Origin of the sequence: Pseudomonas sp. AP42 (assembly GCF_001728935.1) — a bacterium.
Classification (GTDB): domain Bacteria; phylum Pseudomonadota; class Gammaproteobacteria; order Pseudomonadales; family Pseudomonadaceae; genus Aquipseudomonas; species Aquipseudomonas lactis.
Genome location: NZ_LYSO01000008.1, coordinates 16757 through 31867, shown reverse-complemented (window position 1 = coordinate 31867; position 15111 = coordinate 16757). Strand labels below are relative to the sequence as shown.

Here is a 15111-nt window from a genome sequence, read left to right as displayed (position 1 = left end):
CACTAGACTGCTGGCCTTATGAACCTACCCGTGCCCTCCCTGCGTCCTGACGACGGCGATGAACTGGCTGCCTTGTGCAAGGCCGCTGGCGATCCGTTGCGCTTGAACGTATTGCGCGCACTGGCCAACGATTCTTTCGGGGTACTGGAGCTGGCGCAGATCTTCGCCATCGGCCAGTCCGGCATGAGCCACCATTTGAAGGTGCTGGCCCAGGCCGACCTGGTGGCCACCCGTCGCGAAGGCAATGCGATTTTCTACCGACGTGCCCTGCCCCATACCGAACTGCTTGGCGGCAAATTGCACGCTGCCCTGCTCGACGAAGTGGACAACTTGTGCCTGCCCGGTGATGTGCAGTCGCGCATCGGCCAGGTGCACGGGCAACGCGCCGCCGCCAGCCAGGATTTTTTCTCACGGGTGGCCGACAAGTTTCGCGCCCAACAGGACCTGATCGCCGGCTTGGCCCAGTACCGCGAAAGCGTACTGGCGCTGTTGGACAAGCTGAGCTTCAGTGAAGAAGCCACCGCCTTGGAAGTCGGCCCTGGCGACGGCGGTTTCCTGCCCGAACTGGCGCGCCGCTTCGAGCAGGTCACCGCGCTGGATAACAGCCCGGCAATGCTTGAACTGGCGCGCCAACTCTGTGAACGCGAAACCCTGGGCAATGTGCGCCTGCAGTTGGCAGACGCCCTGAGTGACACCGGCCTGCGGGCCGATTGCGTGGTGCTGAACATGGTCTTGCACCATTTCGCCGCACCGGCAGAAGCCCTCAAGCAAATGGCCGGGTTGCTGCACCCCGGCGGTAGCCTGCTGGTTACGGATTTATGCAGCCACAACCAGAATTGGGCCAAGGAGGCCTGCGGTGATCTCTGGCTGGGTTTTGAACAGGACGATCTGGCCCGTTGGGCCACCGCTGCGGGACTCGTTCCCGGGGAAAGCCTCTATGTAGGTTTACGTAATGGTTTCCAGATTCAGGTCCGCCATTTTCAGCGACCGGCTGGCGACACTCACCATCGGTAAATATCAGGAAAACATCGAGATGAGCGAATACTCCCTTTTCACCTCCGAGTCCGTGTCTGAAGGGCATCCGGACAAAATCGCCGACCAGATTTCTGACGCGGTGCTGGACGCTATCATCGCTGAAGACAAGTTCGCCCGTGTGGCGTGCGAGACGCTGGTGAAAACGGGCGTGGCGATCATCGCCGGCGAAGTCACCACCACTGCCTGGGTTGACCTGGAGCAGATCGTACGTGACGTGATCACCGACATTGGCTACAACAGCTCCGACGTGGGCTTTGACGGCGCGACCTGCGGCGTGATGAACATCATCGGCAAGCAATCCCCGGACATCAACCAGGGTGTTGACCGCGCCAAGCCAGAAGACCAGGGCGCCGGCGATCAGGGCCTGATGTTCGGCTACGCCAGCAACGAAACCGACGTGCTGATGCCCGCGCCGATCACCTTCTCGCACCAGCTGGTACAACGCCAGGCCGAGGCGCGCAAATCCGGCGTACTGCCATGGCTGCGCCCGGATGCCAAGTCCCAGGTGACCTGCCGTTACGAAGGCGGCAAAGTCGTGGGTATCGACGCTGTCGTACTGTCGACCCAGCACAATCCGGACGTGTCCTACGCCGACCTGCGCGAAGGCGTGATGGAGCTGATCGTCAAGCACGTGCTGCCTGCCGAGTTGCTGACCAAGGACACCCAGTTCCACATCAACCCGACTGGCCAGTTCATCATCGGTGGCCCGGTGGGCGACTGTGGCCTGACCGGCCGCAAGATCATCGTCGACAGCTACGGCGGCATGGCTCGTCACGGCGGCGGTGCGTTCTCCGGCAAGGACCCTTCCAAGGTTGACCGCTCTGCCGCTTACGCCGGCCGTTATGTGGCCAAGAACATCGTCGCCGCCGGCCTGGCCGAGCGCTGCGAAATCCAGGTTTCCTACGCCATTGGGGTGGCCCAGCCTACGTCGATCTCGCTGAATACCTTCGGCACCGGCAAGATCAGCGACGAGAAAATCGTCAAGCTGGTGCGCGAGATCTTCGACCTGCGCCCTTACGCGATCACCACCATGCTCGACCTGCTGCACCCGATGTATCAGGAAACCGCAGCCTACGGCCACTTCGGCCGCACCCCTGCGCAGAAGACTGTTGGCGATGACACCTTCAGCACCTTCACCTGGGAAAAAACCGACCGCGCCAACGACCTGCGTACCGCCGCCGGCCTGTAATCGTTCGCGGTAAATAAAGCCCTGCCAGGCCTGCCTGGCGGGGCTTTTTGTTGTCTGCAGGGCCACTTCGGGCTTTTTTGGATCCAAGGCTTGCAGGCCAAATGATGGCCCACTAGAATCCGCGCCCTCTCGGGCCCTTCACCTTACTTGGATATTGCACTGCGCCCGCCCGGGATGGATAAGCGCGCAGGCAATCTAACATTGAGGTTTTCATGCGCATTTGCACACTCGCCCCTGCCGCCCTTCTGCTCAGCCTGTTCACCCTGCCAGCCCAGGCCGCTGACCTGAACGCACTGAGCGGCGCCCTGAGTGCCCAGCTCGGTGGCGGCAATGCCGGCGACTGCCAGCAGCAACCCAAAGACCTGCAAGCCAAGATCGACGCGGCCAATGCCAAGAACGATCTGTTGAAAGTGCGGGCGTATGAGACTGCGCTGGAGCAGGTCAACAAAGCTTGCAACAAACTCGCCGACAGCCAGGCAAAAGTCGACGCCAAGCAGCAAAAGCAGCAGGCCAAGGCTGAAAACAACGACGCTGTGAAGGCCTTGGGCGGCCTGTTCAAGTAAACAGAAATACCCGGTAAAAAGCCCCGCTTGGTCGGGGCTTTTTTGTGGGCGCGTGGATCACTTAGGCTGGGCATCCTTTTTCGAGCAAGGATGCTCCTGATGCAAGTCTTACTGGCTGTTCTCATAAGCGCCCTGCCAGCCTGGGCCTGGGCCGAAACCTGCCCCGATGACGTTCACTCACAGTTGGAAACCTTGTCCAGGCAAATCCAGCAGTGGGACGACAGCTACCATCGGCAGGGCCAATCCCTGATCAGCGACGAGCTCTACGACCAGGCCCGCACACGCCTGGCGCATTGGCAGGAATGCGCCCGCCAGCAGACACCCAAGGCTGATAACCCACTGGCCAGGGCGCGCGGCACCTTACGTCATCCGGTCGCGCACACGGGTTTGCAAAAGCTGCCGAGCGAGCCGGCCGTCAGTGACTGGCTCACCACTCGACAGGATGTCTGGGTGCAACCCAAGGTGGATGGCGTTGCGGTGACCCTGGTGTATCGCCAGGGCCGCTTGCACCAGCTCATCAGTCGGGGCGACGGCCTGCTGGGTCACGACTGGTCAACCTCCGCCGCCAAGATCCCCGGCATTGTCCAGCAACTGCCCGACGCCGTTGATGTGGTGCTGCAAGGCGAACTCTATTGGCGCCTCGACCACCATGTGCAATCGCTCAAGGGCGGGCTCAATGCCCGCAGCAAAGTGGCCGGCCTGATGAACCGTCGCCAGTTGAACGATGCCGAGGCGGCAGGGATCGGCCTGTTCGTGTGGGCGTGGCCCGATGGCCCGGCGGACTTCACCGAACGCCTGGCCACTCTGGCGCGCTGGGGGTTCACCGACAGTCAACAGTACAGCCAGCCCGTCGGCACCATCAGCGAAGCCGCGCATTGGCGTACCCATTGGTACAGCGCGCCATTGCCCTTCGCCAGCGATGGCGTGGTGCTGCACCAGGCTGCGCGAGCGCCCGCCGAGCGCTGGCAAGCCACTGCGCCTTACTGGTCGGTTGCCTGGAAGTACCCGGCCATCAAGGCACTGGCGCTGGTGCGCAAGGTGCAGTTCAGGGTGGGGCGCACCGGGCGCATTACCCCAATCCTCGAACTGGAGCCCGTACGGCTGGATGATCGGCAGATCAGCCGGGTTAGCGTCAGCTCGCTCAAGCGCTGGCAAGCCCTGGATATCCGCCCAGGCGATCACGTGTCGATCAGCCTGGCGGGCCAGGTGATACCGCGGCTGGACGAGGTGATCCTGCGCAACAAGACACGCGTGGACGTGCAGGTCCCCGACCCTCAAGACTTCCACGCCTTGAGCTGCTGGCAACTGGACCCCGGTTGCGAAGATCAACTGCTCGCCCGCCTCACCTGGTTGAGCGGCAAACACGGCCTGGCCTTGCCCCATATGGGCCGTGAAACCTGGAACGTATTGATCCAGGCGGGTCTAATCGCAGGCTTTCTCGATTGGTTAACCCTGGATGCGGCCGAGCTTGCTACCATTGAGGGCTTAGGCGCGCGTACCCGTGCGCGGGTGCTCGACAGTATTCAAAGCGCCCGGCAACGCCCTTTTTTACAATGGCTCTGCGCCTTGGGCATACCGCCAGCGGCGCGCAACAACCTGGAAGGCAACTGGCAGACGCTGGTCGCCAAAGACACCCAAGCCTGGCTGGCCTCAGATGGCATAGGCCCGGGACGCGCAGCGCAACTCAGCGCTTTTTTTCGCGACCCGCAGGTACAAGCCATGGCTGAAACATTACGCGCAGCCGGGGTAGATGGGTTTTGAACACCACCCGGCCACCTGATTGCGAACTTGGAGCTTTATATGAAATTTCTCGCCCCCTTTGCCTTGCTGACCCTCGCAGGCTTCATGAGCACGCCACTGTTGGCCGCCGAAGACGCGCAACCGCTCACCGGCTGCGCCGCCAAGCGCCAGGCCATCAGCAGCCAGATCGAACAGGCCAAGGCCCACGGCAACAGCGCCCAACAGGCCGGCCTGGAAAAAGCCCTGGCCGAAGTCACCGCTCACTGCACCGATGCCAGCTTGAAAAAAGAGCGTGAAAACAAGGTGCTCGACGCCAAGCATGAAGTCAGCCGCCGTCAGGCCGACCTCGACAAGGCCATGAAGAAAGGTGACCCGGACAAGATCAACAAGCGTAAGGAGAAGCTGGCCGAATCGCGTAAAGAGCTGCAAGACGCGGTGGAAGAACTCGACCAGTAAAACCGATCAATGATCGCGGAATTGCTTATGGCAGGCGCTGCAGGCATCTTCAACTTTTTGCACCGCAGGTTGAAGGTTGCTGGCTTTATAAGGCTGCACCTGGCTGGCGATCACCAATTCACCGGTGGCCGCCTCAAGGTCGCGGGCCAGTTGCTGGAACTGCGCCTGTTTTTGCCACACGTCATCCTTGGCACTGGTGTGGTCTTCTTCGCGCACGCTCGGGAAATGTTTCCACGGCTCATGGGACAACGCATCCAGCTTGACCGCACCCTCGGCGAACTTGGCGCCATCGAATGGGATACGCCCGCGCAGCATGCCACCCAGGTCTTCACCGGTCTTGAGCATCTGCTTGAAGATCGCCTTGCGCTGGCCCAGCGGGGAATTGGGATCAACACCGCCACAGGCAGACACCGCCAGGCAGGCCAGCAATACAACAGTCAATTTTTTTAACATCATCATGGCTTCAAGGTCACGGGAAACGGCGGCCAGTATCCTCGCACCGCCCACAAAGACCAATAGCCCTATTAATAATAAGGGTTGCCCGGATGCAGTGAAGCACGGGCAATCGTTTCAGGAACTACCTACATGAATGTCACCTTCAAACCCTGGAGCCGGCGCCTGGCGTGGGCTCTGCCGATGTTCGCGCTACTGGCCGGCTGCGATGGCGGTAAAGACACCGGCAAACAAGTTGCCCAGGAGCCAACCAAACCTCACGCCGTTGCCACCTATGTGAGCGCACCGTGGGAAGCCCTGCCGAGCGTTTCCGACAGCGACTTGCTCGCCGGGTTTGAATCCTGGCGCAGCGCCTGCCAGCGCCTCAAGGCCGACCCGATCTGGGGCGCGACCTGCGCGGCCGCGGCCAGCGTACCGGGCGATGCCGTGGCGGTTCGTAGTTTTCTCAAGGAACATCTGGATGTCTTCGGCCTGCGCTCGGCAGACAACACGCCAAACGGCTTGATCACGGGCTATTACGAGCCGGTCTACCCCGGCAGCCTGACCAAGACCGCCACCGCCCACGTGCCGGTATACGGCGTGCCGGACGACCTGATCATCGTCAACCTCGAGAGCATCTACCCGGAACTCAAGGGCAAGCGCCTGCGCGGGCGCCTGGAAGGTCGCGTGCTCAAGCCTTATGACGATGCCAGCACCCTCAACAGCCAAGGCTCCACCGCCAAGCCGATCGCCTGGCTGACCGACCCGATGGACCTGCAATTCCTGCAGATCCAGGGCTCGGGGCGTATCCAACTGGCCGGCGGGCGCCAACTGCGTGTGGGTTACGGCGACCAGAACGGCTACCCGTACCGCCCTATCGGCCGCTGGCTTGTGGAACAAGGCGAGCTGAAAAAAGAAGACGTGACCATGGGCGCCATCAGCGCCTGGGCCAAGGCCCACCCGCAGCGCATTCCAGAACTGCTGGCGAGCAACCCCAGCTACGTATTCTTCAGCGCCCGCCCCGACAGCAACGAAGGCCCGCGTGGTTCGCTGAACGTGCCATTGACCGCCGGCTACAGTGTGGCGGTGGATCGCAAGGTGATTCCGCTGGGCAGCCTGTTGTGGTTGTCGACCACCAAACCAGACGGCACGCCACTGGCACGCCCGGTCGCAGCCCAGGACACCGGCGGCGCAATCACCGGCGAAGTGCGCGCAGATTTGTTCTGGGGCACAGGCAATGCAGCAGGCGAGTTGGCGGGGAATATGAAACAACAAGGGCAGATCTGGATGCTGTGGCCCAAAGGCGCGGCGTTGCCACAGGTGCCGGATGCGCCTGCCGGCACCTGACAACCGCTGGGGCTTTTTGTAGGAGCGAGCTTGCTCGCGAAAAACTCACAGGCGCCGCGCTTACTCAGTAAGCACGCGTTATCGTTGGCGTTCTTCGCGAGCAAGCTCGCTCCTACAGCACCCCTTACATCGAAACGAAGAAGAAACTCGCAATCAACGCCATACCCACGGCCCACACCAGCGAACGCAAGATCGCCCAGTCCGCCAGGTAGCAGATGATGTACAGCAGGCGGCTGGTGATAAACAGCACTGCCAGCACGTTGATCGTCACCAGGTCGGCGTTGCCGGCCAGGTGCGCAACGATCACTGCGGCGGCAAACGCAGGGGTCACTTCGAAACTGTTGAGTTGCGCGCTATGCGCACGCTTGGCGACGCCTTCCAGGCTATCGAGGAAGGCACGCGGGTCGTGGTTATCCCGTGGCCCGAACTTGCCTGTACTGAACTTGGCCACACCGGTGCAAATGTACGGCAGAAAAATTGCGATCAACACACACCATAAAGCGACTGTCATCACCGATTCCTTTTAGTTTTATCCGACGGTTAGAGTTTCATCACCAACATGCCAATCAACACCAACCCACAGGCTATGAGCCGTGGACGGCCAAAAGGTTCTTTCAAGTAACGCATGCCGAACAGCACCACCAGAATCACACTGACTTCGCGCAGCGCGGCGGCTTCGGCAATCGAGCCCAACTGCATGGCCCAAAGTACCAAAGCGTAGCTCAACAACACGCACAGCCCCACGCTCAAGCCCAACCGCCACTGGGTGCGCCAGAACAGGCTGAAGGCTGCACGCTTGCGCACCAGGGCCAGCAACGGAAACGGCCAGGCGCTGATCAGCGTCAGCCACACCAGGTAATCCAACGGGTGCGACCAGCGCCGAAGCGCCTGCCCGTCCAGAAAGGTGTAGCAGCCGATGCACAGGCCAATCAGCAACACCACCGGCAGCATCGACCAGGGCAACCGGTCACCGCCGCCGCCCTGCCACAACAGGCATACCATGCCGAACGGGATCAGCAGGATCCCCAGAATCTGCTGGGTGCTCAGCACTTCGCCAGCAAACACCAGCGTCAGCACCAGCACCACCAACGGCGACAAACCGCGCATCAACGGATATACCAGGCCCAGGTCCCCCACCCGATAGGCCTGGATCAACAAATAGCGATAGAGCAATTCAAACAGCGCCGAGGCCGCGATCCACGGCCAGATGTCCAACGGCGGCAAGGACACGAACCCCACCGCCACTACCACGAACAGCAGCGCCACACTGTCCATGCAGGCGATGACCAAAAGGCGCTCGCCACTGAACTTGATCAAGGTATTCCACGTCGCATGCAACAGCGCCGCTACCAGCACCAGGGCTGTCGCTATCACTAGAACCTCCTTAATTGATACGTCATGTAACAGCACCTGTTTATACTAAACCCCGATTCGACGCACGCCGTGCGCCTATATTCCCCCGCTCCAAGGACCCCGGATGCTTGAACTTGTCGCCGCCTTCATCTGCCTCACCACCCTGCTCACTTATGTGAACTTTCGCTTTATCGGCCTGCCGCCCACCATCGGCGTGATGGTCACCGCACTGTTGTTCTCGCTGATCCTGCAAGGCCTGAGCGTGCTCGGCTACCCGGGCCTGGAAGAACGCATCCAGCAGTTGATCGGCCAGATCGACTTCGGCGATTTGCTGATGAACTGGATGCTGTCGTTCCTGCTGTTCGCCGGCGCCTTGCACGTCAACTTGAACGACTTGCGCAGCTACCGCTGGCCCATCGGCCTGCTGGCAACCTTTGGCGTGTTGATCGCCACCGTGGTGATCGGCAGCCTGGCGTACTACATCTTCGCCCTGTTTGGCTGGCACGTGAGTTTCCTTTATTGCCTGCTGTTCGGCGCGCTGATTTCCCCCACCGACCCCATTGCGGTGCTCGGCGTGCTGCGGACCGCCAATGCCTCCAAACCGCTGAAAACCACTATCGTCGGCGAGTCGCTATTCAATGACGGCACCGCCGTGGTGGTGTTTACCGTGCTGCTGGGCATCGCGCAGTTGGGTGAGACGCCCACCGTCGGCGCCACGGCCATGCTGTTTGCCCACGAAGCCATTGGCGGCGTGCTGTTTGGCGGGCTGATCGGCTACCTCGTGTACCTGATGATCAAGAGCATCGAACAGCACCAGATCGAAGTCATGCTGACCCTCGCCCTGGTGATCGGCGGCTCGGCCATGGCTTCGGAACTGCATGTGTCCGCACCGATTGCGATGGTGGTCGCGGGGCTGATCATCGGCAACCTGGGGCGCAAGCTGGCGATGAACGACATGACGCGTCGCTATCTGGATGGTTTCTGGGAACTGCTCGATGACATGCTCAACGCGCTGCTGTTTGCGCTGATCGGCATGGAGCTGCTGCTATTGCCATTCAACTGGCTGCACGTGTTCGCGGCCAGCCTGCTGGCGGTGGCGATCCTGCTCTCGCGCCTGCTCACCGTGGCCCCGGCGATCCTGTTGCTGCGCCGTTGGCGCACGGTGCCACGCGGCACAATCCGCATCCTCACCTGGGGTGGCCTGCGCGGCGGCGTCTCGGTAGCACTGGCCTTGGCCCTGCCCTTGGGCCCGGAGCGCGACTTGTTGCTGAGCATCACCTACATCGTGGTGCTGTCTTCGATCCTGTTGCAGGGCTTGACGATTGGTCGCGTTGTCAGCCGTGTCACTGCGCCGCAGTAACCGCGCCGCGCAACACTTCAAGCAGATGCCGCATCGCCAACGGGCGGCGCGGTGTCGAGCTGTACATGACCACCATCTCGCGTGCATAGCACAGCCGGTCGCCGGCCGGTAACACACGGATGCCGTTGCAGGGCATGCCCGCCCACTGCGGCACCAGCGATACCCCCATCCCCTGGGCGACCAGCATCAGGATAGTTTCCAGCGCATCCAGCTCACATAACACCTCGGGCTCGAAGGACTGTTCATCGAGAAAACGCTGGGCGATCTGCCCACCCCAGGAGCGAGCGTCATAGCGGATAAACGGGCGTTCGCCTAACAAGGCTGCCAGTGACTGCGCCCCCCACTCGGCGGGCGCAATCAGAATCAAGGGTTCGGCACGCAGCAAAGCCATCGACAAGGCTTTGGGCGGTTGAAACGGCGGTCGCACCAGTATCGCTGCATCCAATTCCTGGTTGAGCAACTTCTCATAGAGACTTCTGGAATCGCCGGGTGTGATCTTCAGCCTCAGCTTGGGTGCCGACACTGTCAGCCGCTCGATCAGTCCGGGCAAGACGCCGGTCAGCGCCGTGGAAATGGCCCCAATGTTAATCTCCCCCGATAACTCGTCCTGGCTCAGGTGCTCCTGCAACTGGCGCGCCTGTTCAATGACGGCCTGGATTCTGGGCAAAAGCAGCAAGCATTGGTCCGAAGGCCACGCGGCATGTGCGGTGCGCATGAGCAACGTACAACCCAGCGTGCGCTCAAGCGCCTTGACCCGCTGGCTGATCGCCGCCGCACTGCGGTTTTCACGCCGTGCAGCAGCGGCTATAGATCCGGTTTCAATGACAGCGACCAGGCTCCTCAGGAATCGAACATCCATAAGTTTTCCTTTCGCTCAGACCAAGGCAAACCCGTTTTACCCTGGCGGCACCGCCTGTTTAACCTGACAGCTCCCCATCTGGAGAGCCAGCCATGAACAGACCCTTCCACGCTGCATACCATGTTTATGACTTAGACGAGGCGCGCATTTTTTATCGAGATGTTTTGGGTTGCACCGAGGGCCGGTGCAGCGCGACCTGGATCGACTTCGACTTTTTCGGCAATCAACTTTCACTGCACCTGGGTACGCCCTTCCCAACTACACGTACCGGCCTGGTCGGTGAGCACCAGGTACTGATGCCGCACCTGGGCGTGGTGCTGCCACTTGATGAGTGGTTAACGCTTGCCGAACGCCTCACCCGCCTGGGCACACGCTTCGAGATCCCACCCGTGACCCGCTTTGCCGGCGAACCAGGCGAGCAGCGCACGATGTTTTTCCTCGACCCCAGCGGTAATCCCATCGAGGTGAAAGGGTTCAAGCACTTCGAAGGATTGTTCGCGCAGTAAATCCCTGACAACCACAACAATAAGGGCCACCCCCATGAACGTCAGAAAACCCACCAGCCTCATCACCCGCATTATGATCGGCCTGGTTGCCGGGATAATCGTCGGCATCCTGCTCAACCAATTTCCGGAGCAAAAAGCCTGGTTCACCGACAACCTGCTGCAACCAGCGGGCGACCTATTCATCAAGCTGATGAAGATGATCGTCGTGCCGCTCGTCTTCGCCTGCATGACCGTCGGCATCGCCGGCATGGGCAACCCGGCCGCCCTGGGTCGCGTCGGCCTGAAGACCTTCGTGTACTTCTTCACCATCACCAGTATTGCCATCGTCTTCGGCCTGCTGGTTGGCAATGTGGTGCAGCCGGGCTCGGGCGCCGAATTCGGCAGCACGCTGCAGGCACCGGCCACGGGGCTGGCCTCCAGCGGCGCCCCACAGAACCTGGGCCAGGTACTGCTGGCAATCGTGCCGGACAACATCGTCCTGGCCATGTCGCAGGGCAAACTGCTGTCGGTGCTGTTTTTCGCGATCCTGTTCGGTTGTGCCTTGTCGTTGTTGCCCGAGGAACGCAAAGCGCCGTTGATCAGCGTGATGCAGGGCGTCTCCGACACCATGTTCAAAGTCACCCATCTGGTTATGCACTACTCGCCGATAGGTATTTTCGGCTTGATCGCGGTCACCGTCGCCAGCTTTGGCATCAGCGCGTTGCTGCCGCTGGCCAAACTGATCGGCACCACCTATGTCGCGGTGCTCTTGTTTGCCCTGTGTGTATTGGGGGCAGTGGCACGCTTGGCCGGCGTCGGTTTTTTTCACCTGCTGCGGGAAATACGCAGTGAACTGTTACTGGCCTTCAGCAGCGCCGCCTCGGCGACGGTCATGCCTCAACTGATCGAGAAGATGGAGCGTTATGGCGCGCCACGGCCCATTACCAGCATGGTGATCCCGCTGGGGTACTCGTTCAATCTGGATGGGGCATCGCTGTTTGCCGCACTGGGCACGCTGTTCATCGCCCAGGCGTATGGCATCGACTTGAGCCTGGCGGATCAAGGCATGCTGGTCTTGATCATGGTGCTGACATCAAAGGGCGCGGCAGGCGTGCCAGGTTTCATGTTCATCATCCTGACCGCGACCTTGACCGCCGCAGGGCTGCCGGTGGAAGGCGTGGCGATCATCGCAGGCATCTATCGGCTGATGGATATGCCCGTCACCGCACTGAACGTACTGGGCAACGCATTGGCACCCTTGGTGATCGCACGCTGGGAAGGCCAGCTCAGGGCACCCGACAGCACGCCGGCCTCCGAACCTCCCAGCGTGCCTTTCAAGGCCTGACGCGGCAGCCTGGGTGATGTCAGGCTTTGTCCTTATCCTGACGGAGCTTGGCCCGCGTATGAGGTTGAGCAACAGCGGGCACGGACGCCTCGCTGCGAACCTGCGCATGGCTGATCAACGCAAAGATGAAACTACCGCCGATGATATTGCCCGCCAGGGTCGGCCCGGCGAAGACCAGCCAGAAATCCTTCCACGGCAACTCGCCGGCAAACACCAGGTAGGACACTTCCGCTGAACCGACGACGATATGGGTGAAGTCGCCCAGTGCCATGAAGTAGGTGATCAGAATGATGATCCACAGCTTGGCGCTCTCCATCGACGGAATCATCCAGACCATGGTGGCGATCATCCAACCGGAGACAATGCCCTTGGCGAACATCTGCGCGGGGTCGTTCTCCATGACCTTGCGCCCGATCTCGAGGAAGGCCAGGTCGGTCTTGGTATCGAAGATCGGCAGGTGCAGCATTACGTAGGCCACCAGCAAGGTGCCACACAGGTTGCCCACCAGCACCACCGTCCACAGCCGCAACAAGCGCGCGGCATTGGCCAGGGTCGGCTTGCTCATCACCGGCAGCACAGCGGTCAGGGTGTTCTCGGTAAACAACTGCTGACGGGCAAGAATCACCGCGAGAAAGCCTGCGCAATAGCCAAAGCTGGCGATCACCTTGAATTCCTCACCATCCGGCAGGCGCGAATTGAGCAGGCCCATGCCCATCAGCGACAGGCCCATGGTCAAGCCGGCGGCCAGCGCCGACCACCACAGCGCGGCCACACTGCGTTCCAGCTCCTGGTCGCCTTGGGTGCGGATAATTTCGTGTAATACAGCCGCGCGCGGCGGCTGGTTGTCATCAACGTCCTGCTGCTCTTCCTGCGACAGGTTGGGGGTCTTGCCGTCTGCTTGAGTGGCCATGATGTACCAGAGTCTAAGGGGTGCCTGTAGCTACGACACGCCGCGACGATGGCTGTTCAGTGGCACCGCAACTAAACCGGAATACGCCAAGCCTTGGCCTGCTCCACGGTGGTAGAGCTCAAGGGTTTACCCCACGGTTTATTGCGCGCCCGGTAGTGTTTGACGATGCCATCAAGCACACGATTGAACTCTTGCGGCGTCGTCGCCTCGCCCAAATCACGCACCGCGCGTTGCAGTAACTCAACGTTGGCAGACGGCTGACCAGGGCGGTATAGCGAGGGATAAATGACTTCGCGGATAAAATTCGCTGCCTTCACCCCGATATCGCGTTTTTGCATTTCAGTGACGGCGCGGCTCAACACCTTGGACAGGCCAGAGCCGTTGCCCACCTGCAGCAGTTGCTGAAAATTACGCTGGCCTGGCGCATTCAGGCGCTTGCCCAGCCAGTCGATATCCTCGGGTCTACGGGCGAGGGCGTCCAGATTGCGCAGCGCCGAGGCTATCTTTGGCGTAATCACCAGCGACGTATCGGATTGATTCGCTTCGGCAATCGCACGGTCCAACGCCTTTAAAGCCTGTTGTGCGTCTTTGCGAAAACGCAACGCCTCGGCGCCGGCCGGGTCCTTCTGCAGTTCGTCCTGCACGCTGGCGAGCAGGTGATCATCCATCGCCATCACGGCATCGTTCAGCGAGGGGAATTCATGGCGCTCACGCTCCAGCTCACGTTTTTGCAGATGCCCTGACACCGCCTGGCGGGCCTGGGCCTGCAAATGCTGTTTCTGCTCGCAGGTCATGGTGAAGTTGACGGTGCCACCGAGCAGGCCGCGATAGTCGCCTTTATCGGAGTTCAACGGCAGCGTTACGGTTTGCTCCGAATACGCTTTGAGCCGGTCATCCTGATAGCTTTCAGCGGCGGTGTGTGGCGTGCCGGTGAACGTGTCAGTCAGATAGCTGAAAAAACCACCGCTTTGGGGGGGCGCCGATGGTTTGTCAGACTCGAACTTGACGATCAGGGCCTCGTCCTTGTTCAGGGGGCTTTCCGGGAAAGAACGTTCAATAATGCCTGGCGCCGGGGTATTGAGGAGCAACCCGCCGTCCTGAAACGCCGTGACCTCTGAAGCAGCCTGAAACCCGTGGCCCTGTTCGGAAGGGCTCTTGAACAACCCAGGCAGCGCCCCCGAAATAAGCGCGGCGCGGGCGATATCCATATCCGGTGTGAGGCTGGCATTGAACACCACCAACTGCGGGCGACCGTCGAACATGCCCGTGCCGGTGATGTTCAGTTGCTTGATCGCCGGAATATGCCGGCTCAAGATCTCCAAGTCGCGAAAAGTGGGGCCACCGCCAGCGTTGAGCCGTTCGGCAATTGCGGTGACTTCCGGGGGGCGGTTGGCTGCGGGCATACCCGCGATATGGGCCAGAACAGACTTACGTGATTCATTACGAATCAAGTCTTCCAGCAGCTGCCCCTCGGTTTGCAGGCGCGGCAGCAACGTCAGCAGCAGTTGAGAGATATTACCCGCCGGCCCTGGCACTTTCCCGACGAATTTGCCGATCTGGGAACTGGCCTCCTGCAACCACGCCGTGACCGGGTCTTTGCTATTGAGCAGGCTGGGCAGGTCAAGGTTATTCGACAGTTGCGTGAAGGCCTTGGCATCCATGCCGCTGGCGAGTAGCGCTGCCGAAATCGCGCCGGCAGAAGAGCCGGAAACCCCTTTGGCGCCTTTGAGTTTGTCGGCCTCTTCAAGCGCCTGCACCATCCCTGGAAAGGCGATGCCCTTGGCGCCACCGCCACTGAGTACCAAGTGAGCGGGCGGCGGCGGTGACAGCACCACCTCCACCCGCCCGTCACTGTGACGATAAATACTCAGGTTGCGCTCGCCCACACCTTTGACCAAAGGCGTCTTTACGTTCTGGCCGGTGGTCTGAGGCTGAGGGGGCTGATTCTGTACAACAGAATTTGAGACTTTCATACACGAGGCTCTCTCTACAGGGTGTAGGCCTGAGTGATGAGAGAGCCTCGGATAGATCCATGTG

Annotated in this window: 15 protein-coding genes; 9 read left to right on the top strand and 6 right to left on the bottom strand. The window is 60.9% G+C overall.

What is annotated here, in order from left to right; all coding sequences use genetic code 11:
- Positions 1–18 precede the first annotated feature (18 nt).
- The 5 genes from A7K61_RS04920 to A7K61_RS04900 all read left to right on the top strand — a co-directional run bounded on the left by A7K61_RS04920 (position 19) and on the right by A7K61_RS04900 (position 4983).
- The gene (locus A7K61_RS04920; protein ID WP_069557075.1) at positions 19–1014 is read left to right on the top strand and encodes a metalloregulator ArsR/SmtB family transcription factor; all 996 of its coding nucleotides are present in this window, start codon (positions 19–21) and stop codon (positions 1012–1014) included.
- Positions 1015–1033: 19 nt separating this feature from the next.
- Positions 1034–2224 carry a methionine adenosyltransferase gene (metK, locus tag A7K61_RS04915; RefSeq protein WP_069557074.1) on the top strand — a complete coding sequence of 397 codons (1191 nt, stop codon included), beginning with the start codon at positions 1034–1036 and terminating at the stop codon, positions 2222–2224.
- A 212-nt stretch (positions 2225–2436) separates the two neighbouring features.
- Positions 2437–2787, top strand: a complete 351-nt coding sequence (locus A7K61_RS04910) for a DUF1090 family protein (protein WP_047711968.1) — start codon at positions 2437–2439, stop codon at positions 2785–2787.
- 99 nt (positions 2788–2886) lie between these two features.
- Positions 2887–4548, top strand: coding sequence for an NAD-dependent DNA ligase LigB (ligB, locus tag A7K61_RS04905; RefSeq protein WP_069557073.1), 1662 nt, complete (start codon positions 2887–2889; stop codon positions 4546–4548).
- Between the two features lie 39 nt (positions 4549–4587).
- Entirely contained in the window at positions 4588–4983 is a 396-nt protein-coding gene (locus A7K61_RS04900) for a DUF1090 domain-containing protein (RefSeq protein ID WP_044271866.1), read from the top strand.
- Between the two features lie 6 nt (positions 4984–4989).
- Here A7K61_RS04900 and A7K61_RS04895 read toward each other — a convergent pair whose 3' ends face one another.
- Positions 4990–5439: a cytochrome c gene (locus A7K61_RS04895; protein ID WP_003194972.1), complete on the bottom strand. Its 450-nt coding sequence runs from the start codon at positions 5437–5439 to the stop codon at positions 4990–4992.
- 129 nt (positions 5440–5568) lie between these two features.
- Between A7K61_RS04895 and A7K61_RS04890 the strand changes: the two genes are divergently transcribed.
- A complete protein-coding gene (locus A7K61_RS04890; RefSeq protein ID WP_047711971.1) occupies positions 5569–6762 on the top strand; it encodes a murein transglycosylase A in 1194 nt (397 codons plus the stop codon).
- Positions 6763–6886: 124 nt separating this feature from the next.
- On the opposite strand, the gene A7K61_RS04885 is transcribed toward A7K61_RS04890, so the two are convergent.
- The gene (locus tag A7K61_RS04885) at positions 6887–7273 is read right to left on the bottom strand and encodes an MAPEG family protein (RefSeq protein WP_003194977.1); all 387 of its coding nucleotides are present in this window, start codon (positions 7271–7273) and stop codon (positions 6887–6889) included.
- Between the two features lie 29 nt (positions 7274–7302).
- The gene (locus A7K61_RS04880) at positions 7303–8136 is read right to left on the bottom strand and encodes an EamA family transporter (protein ID WP_069557072.1); all 834 of its coding nucleotides are present in this window, start codon (positions 8134–8136) and stop codon (positions 7303–7305) included.
- Positions 8137–8239: 103 nt separating this feature from the next.
- Between A7K61_RS04880 and A7K61_RS04875 the strand changes: the two genes are divergently transcribed.
- The gene (locus A7K61_RS04875) at positions 8240–9475 is read left to right on the top strand and encodes a sodium:proton antiporter (protein WP_044271874.1); all 1236 of its coding nucleotides are present in this window, start codon (positions 8240–8242) and stop codon (positions 9473–9475) included.
- On the opposite strand, the gene A7K61_RS04870 is transcribed toward A7K61_RS04875, so the two are convergent.
- The gene (locus tag A7K61_RS04870) at positions 9459–10334 is read right to left on the bottom strand and encodes a LysR family transcriptional regulator (RefSeq protein ID WP_069557071.1); all 876 of its coding nucleotides are present in this window, start codon (positions 10332–10334) and stop codon (positions 9459–9461) included. The genes A7K61_RS04875 and A7K61_RS04870 overlap by 17 nt on opposite strands.
- A gap of 92 nt (positions 10335–10426) precedes the next feature.
- Between A7K61_RS04870 and A7K61_RS04865 the strand changes: the two genes are divergently transcribed.
- Both A7K61_RS04865 and A7K61_RS04860 read left to right on the top strand, forming a co-directional pair.
- Positions 10427–10840, top strand: coding sequence for a VOC family protein (locus tag A7K61_RS04865; RefSeq protein WP_044271877.1), 414 nt, complete (start codon positions 10427–10429; stop codon positions 10838–10840).
- Positions 10841–10874: 34 nt separating this feature from the next.
- Positions 10875–12164, top strand: coding sequence for a cation:dicarboxylate symporter family transporter (locus A7K61_RS04860; RefSeq protein WP_256557703.1), 1290 nt, complete (start codon positions 10875–10877; stop codon positions 12162–12164).
- 19 nt (positions 12165–12183) lie between these two features.
- On the opposite strand, the gene A7K61_RS04855 is transcribed toward A7K61_RS04860, so the two are convergent.
- Both A7K61_RS04855 and A7K61_RS04850 read right to left on the bottom strand, forming a co-directional pair.
- The gene (locus tag A7K61_RS04855) at positions 12184–13074 is read right to left on the bottom strand and encodes a formate/nitrite transporter family protein (protein WP_057710258.1); all 891 of its coding nucleotides are present in this window, start codon (positions 13072–13074) and stop codon (positions 12184–12186) included.
- A 71-nt stretch (positions 13075–13145) separates the two neighbouring features.
- Positions 13146–15047 (bottom strand): patatin-like phospholipase family protein, encoded by a 1902-nt coding sequence (locus tag A7K61_RS04850; protein WP_069557070.1) that lies wholly within the window; start codon positions 15045–15047, stop codon positions 13146–13148.
- Between the last annotated feature and the right edge of the window lie 64 nt (positions 15048–15111).

Coding starts and splice junctions, on each gene's coding strand:
- A7K61_RS04920 (WP_069557075.1), top strand. CDS start 19: ATGAACCTACCCGTGCCCTCCCTGCGTCCTGACGACGGCGATGAACTG.
- metK (WP_069557074.1), top strand. CDS start 1,034: ATGAGCGAATACTCCCTTTTCACCTCCGAGTCCGTGTCTGAAGGGCAT.
- A7K61_RS04910 (WP_047711968.1), top strand. CDS start 2,437: ATGCGCATTTGCACACTCGCCCCTGCCGCCCTTCTGCTCAGCCTGTTC.
- ligB (WP_069557073.1), top strand. CDS start 2,887: ATGCAAGTCTTACTGGCTGTTCTCATAAGCGCCCTGCCAGCCTGGGCC.
- A7K61_RS04900 (WP_044271866.1), top strand. CDS start 4,588: ATGAAATTTCTCGCCCCCTTTGCCTTGCTGACCCTCGCAGGCTTCATG.
- A7K61_RS04895 (WP_003194972.1), bottom strand. CDS start 5,439: ATGATGTTAAAAAAATTGACTGTTGTATTGCTGGCCTGCCTGGCGGTG.
- A7K61_RS04890 (WP_047711971.1), top strand. CDS start 5,569: ATGAATGTCACCTTCAAACCCTGGAGCCGGCGCCTGGCGTGGGCTCTG.
- A7K61_RS04885 (WP_003194977.1), bottom strand. CDS start 7,273: ATGACAGTCGCTTTATGGTGTGTGTTGATCGCAATTTTTCTGCCGTAC.
- A7K61_RS04875 (WP_044271874.1), top strand. CDS start 8,240: ATGCTTGAACTTGTCGCCGCCTTCATCTGCCTCACCACCCTGCTCACT.
- A7K61_RS04870 (WP_069557071.1), bottom strand. CDS start 10,334: ATGGATGTTCGATTCCTGAGGAGCCTGGTCGCTGTCATTGAAACCGGA.
- A7K61_RS04865 (WP_044271877.1), top strand. CDS start 10,427: ATGAACAGACCCTTCCACGCTGCATACCATGTTTATGACTTAGACGAG.
- A7K61_RS04860 (WP_256557703.1), top strand. CDS start 10,875: ATGAACGTCAGAAAACCCACCAGCCTCATCACCCGCATTATGATCGGC.
- A7K61_RS04855 (WP_057710258.1), bottom strand. CDS start 13,074: ATGGCCACTCAAGCAGACGGCAAGACCCCCAACCTGTCGCAGGAAGAG.
- A7K61_RS04850 (WP_069557070.1), bottom strand. CDS start 15,047: ATGAAAGTCTCAAATTCTGTTGTACAGAATCAGCCCCCTCAGCCTCAG.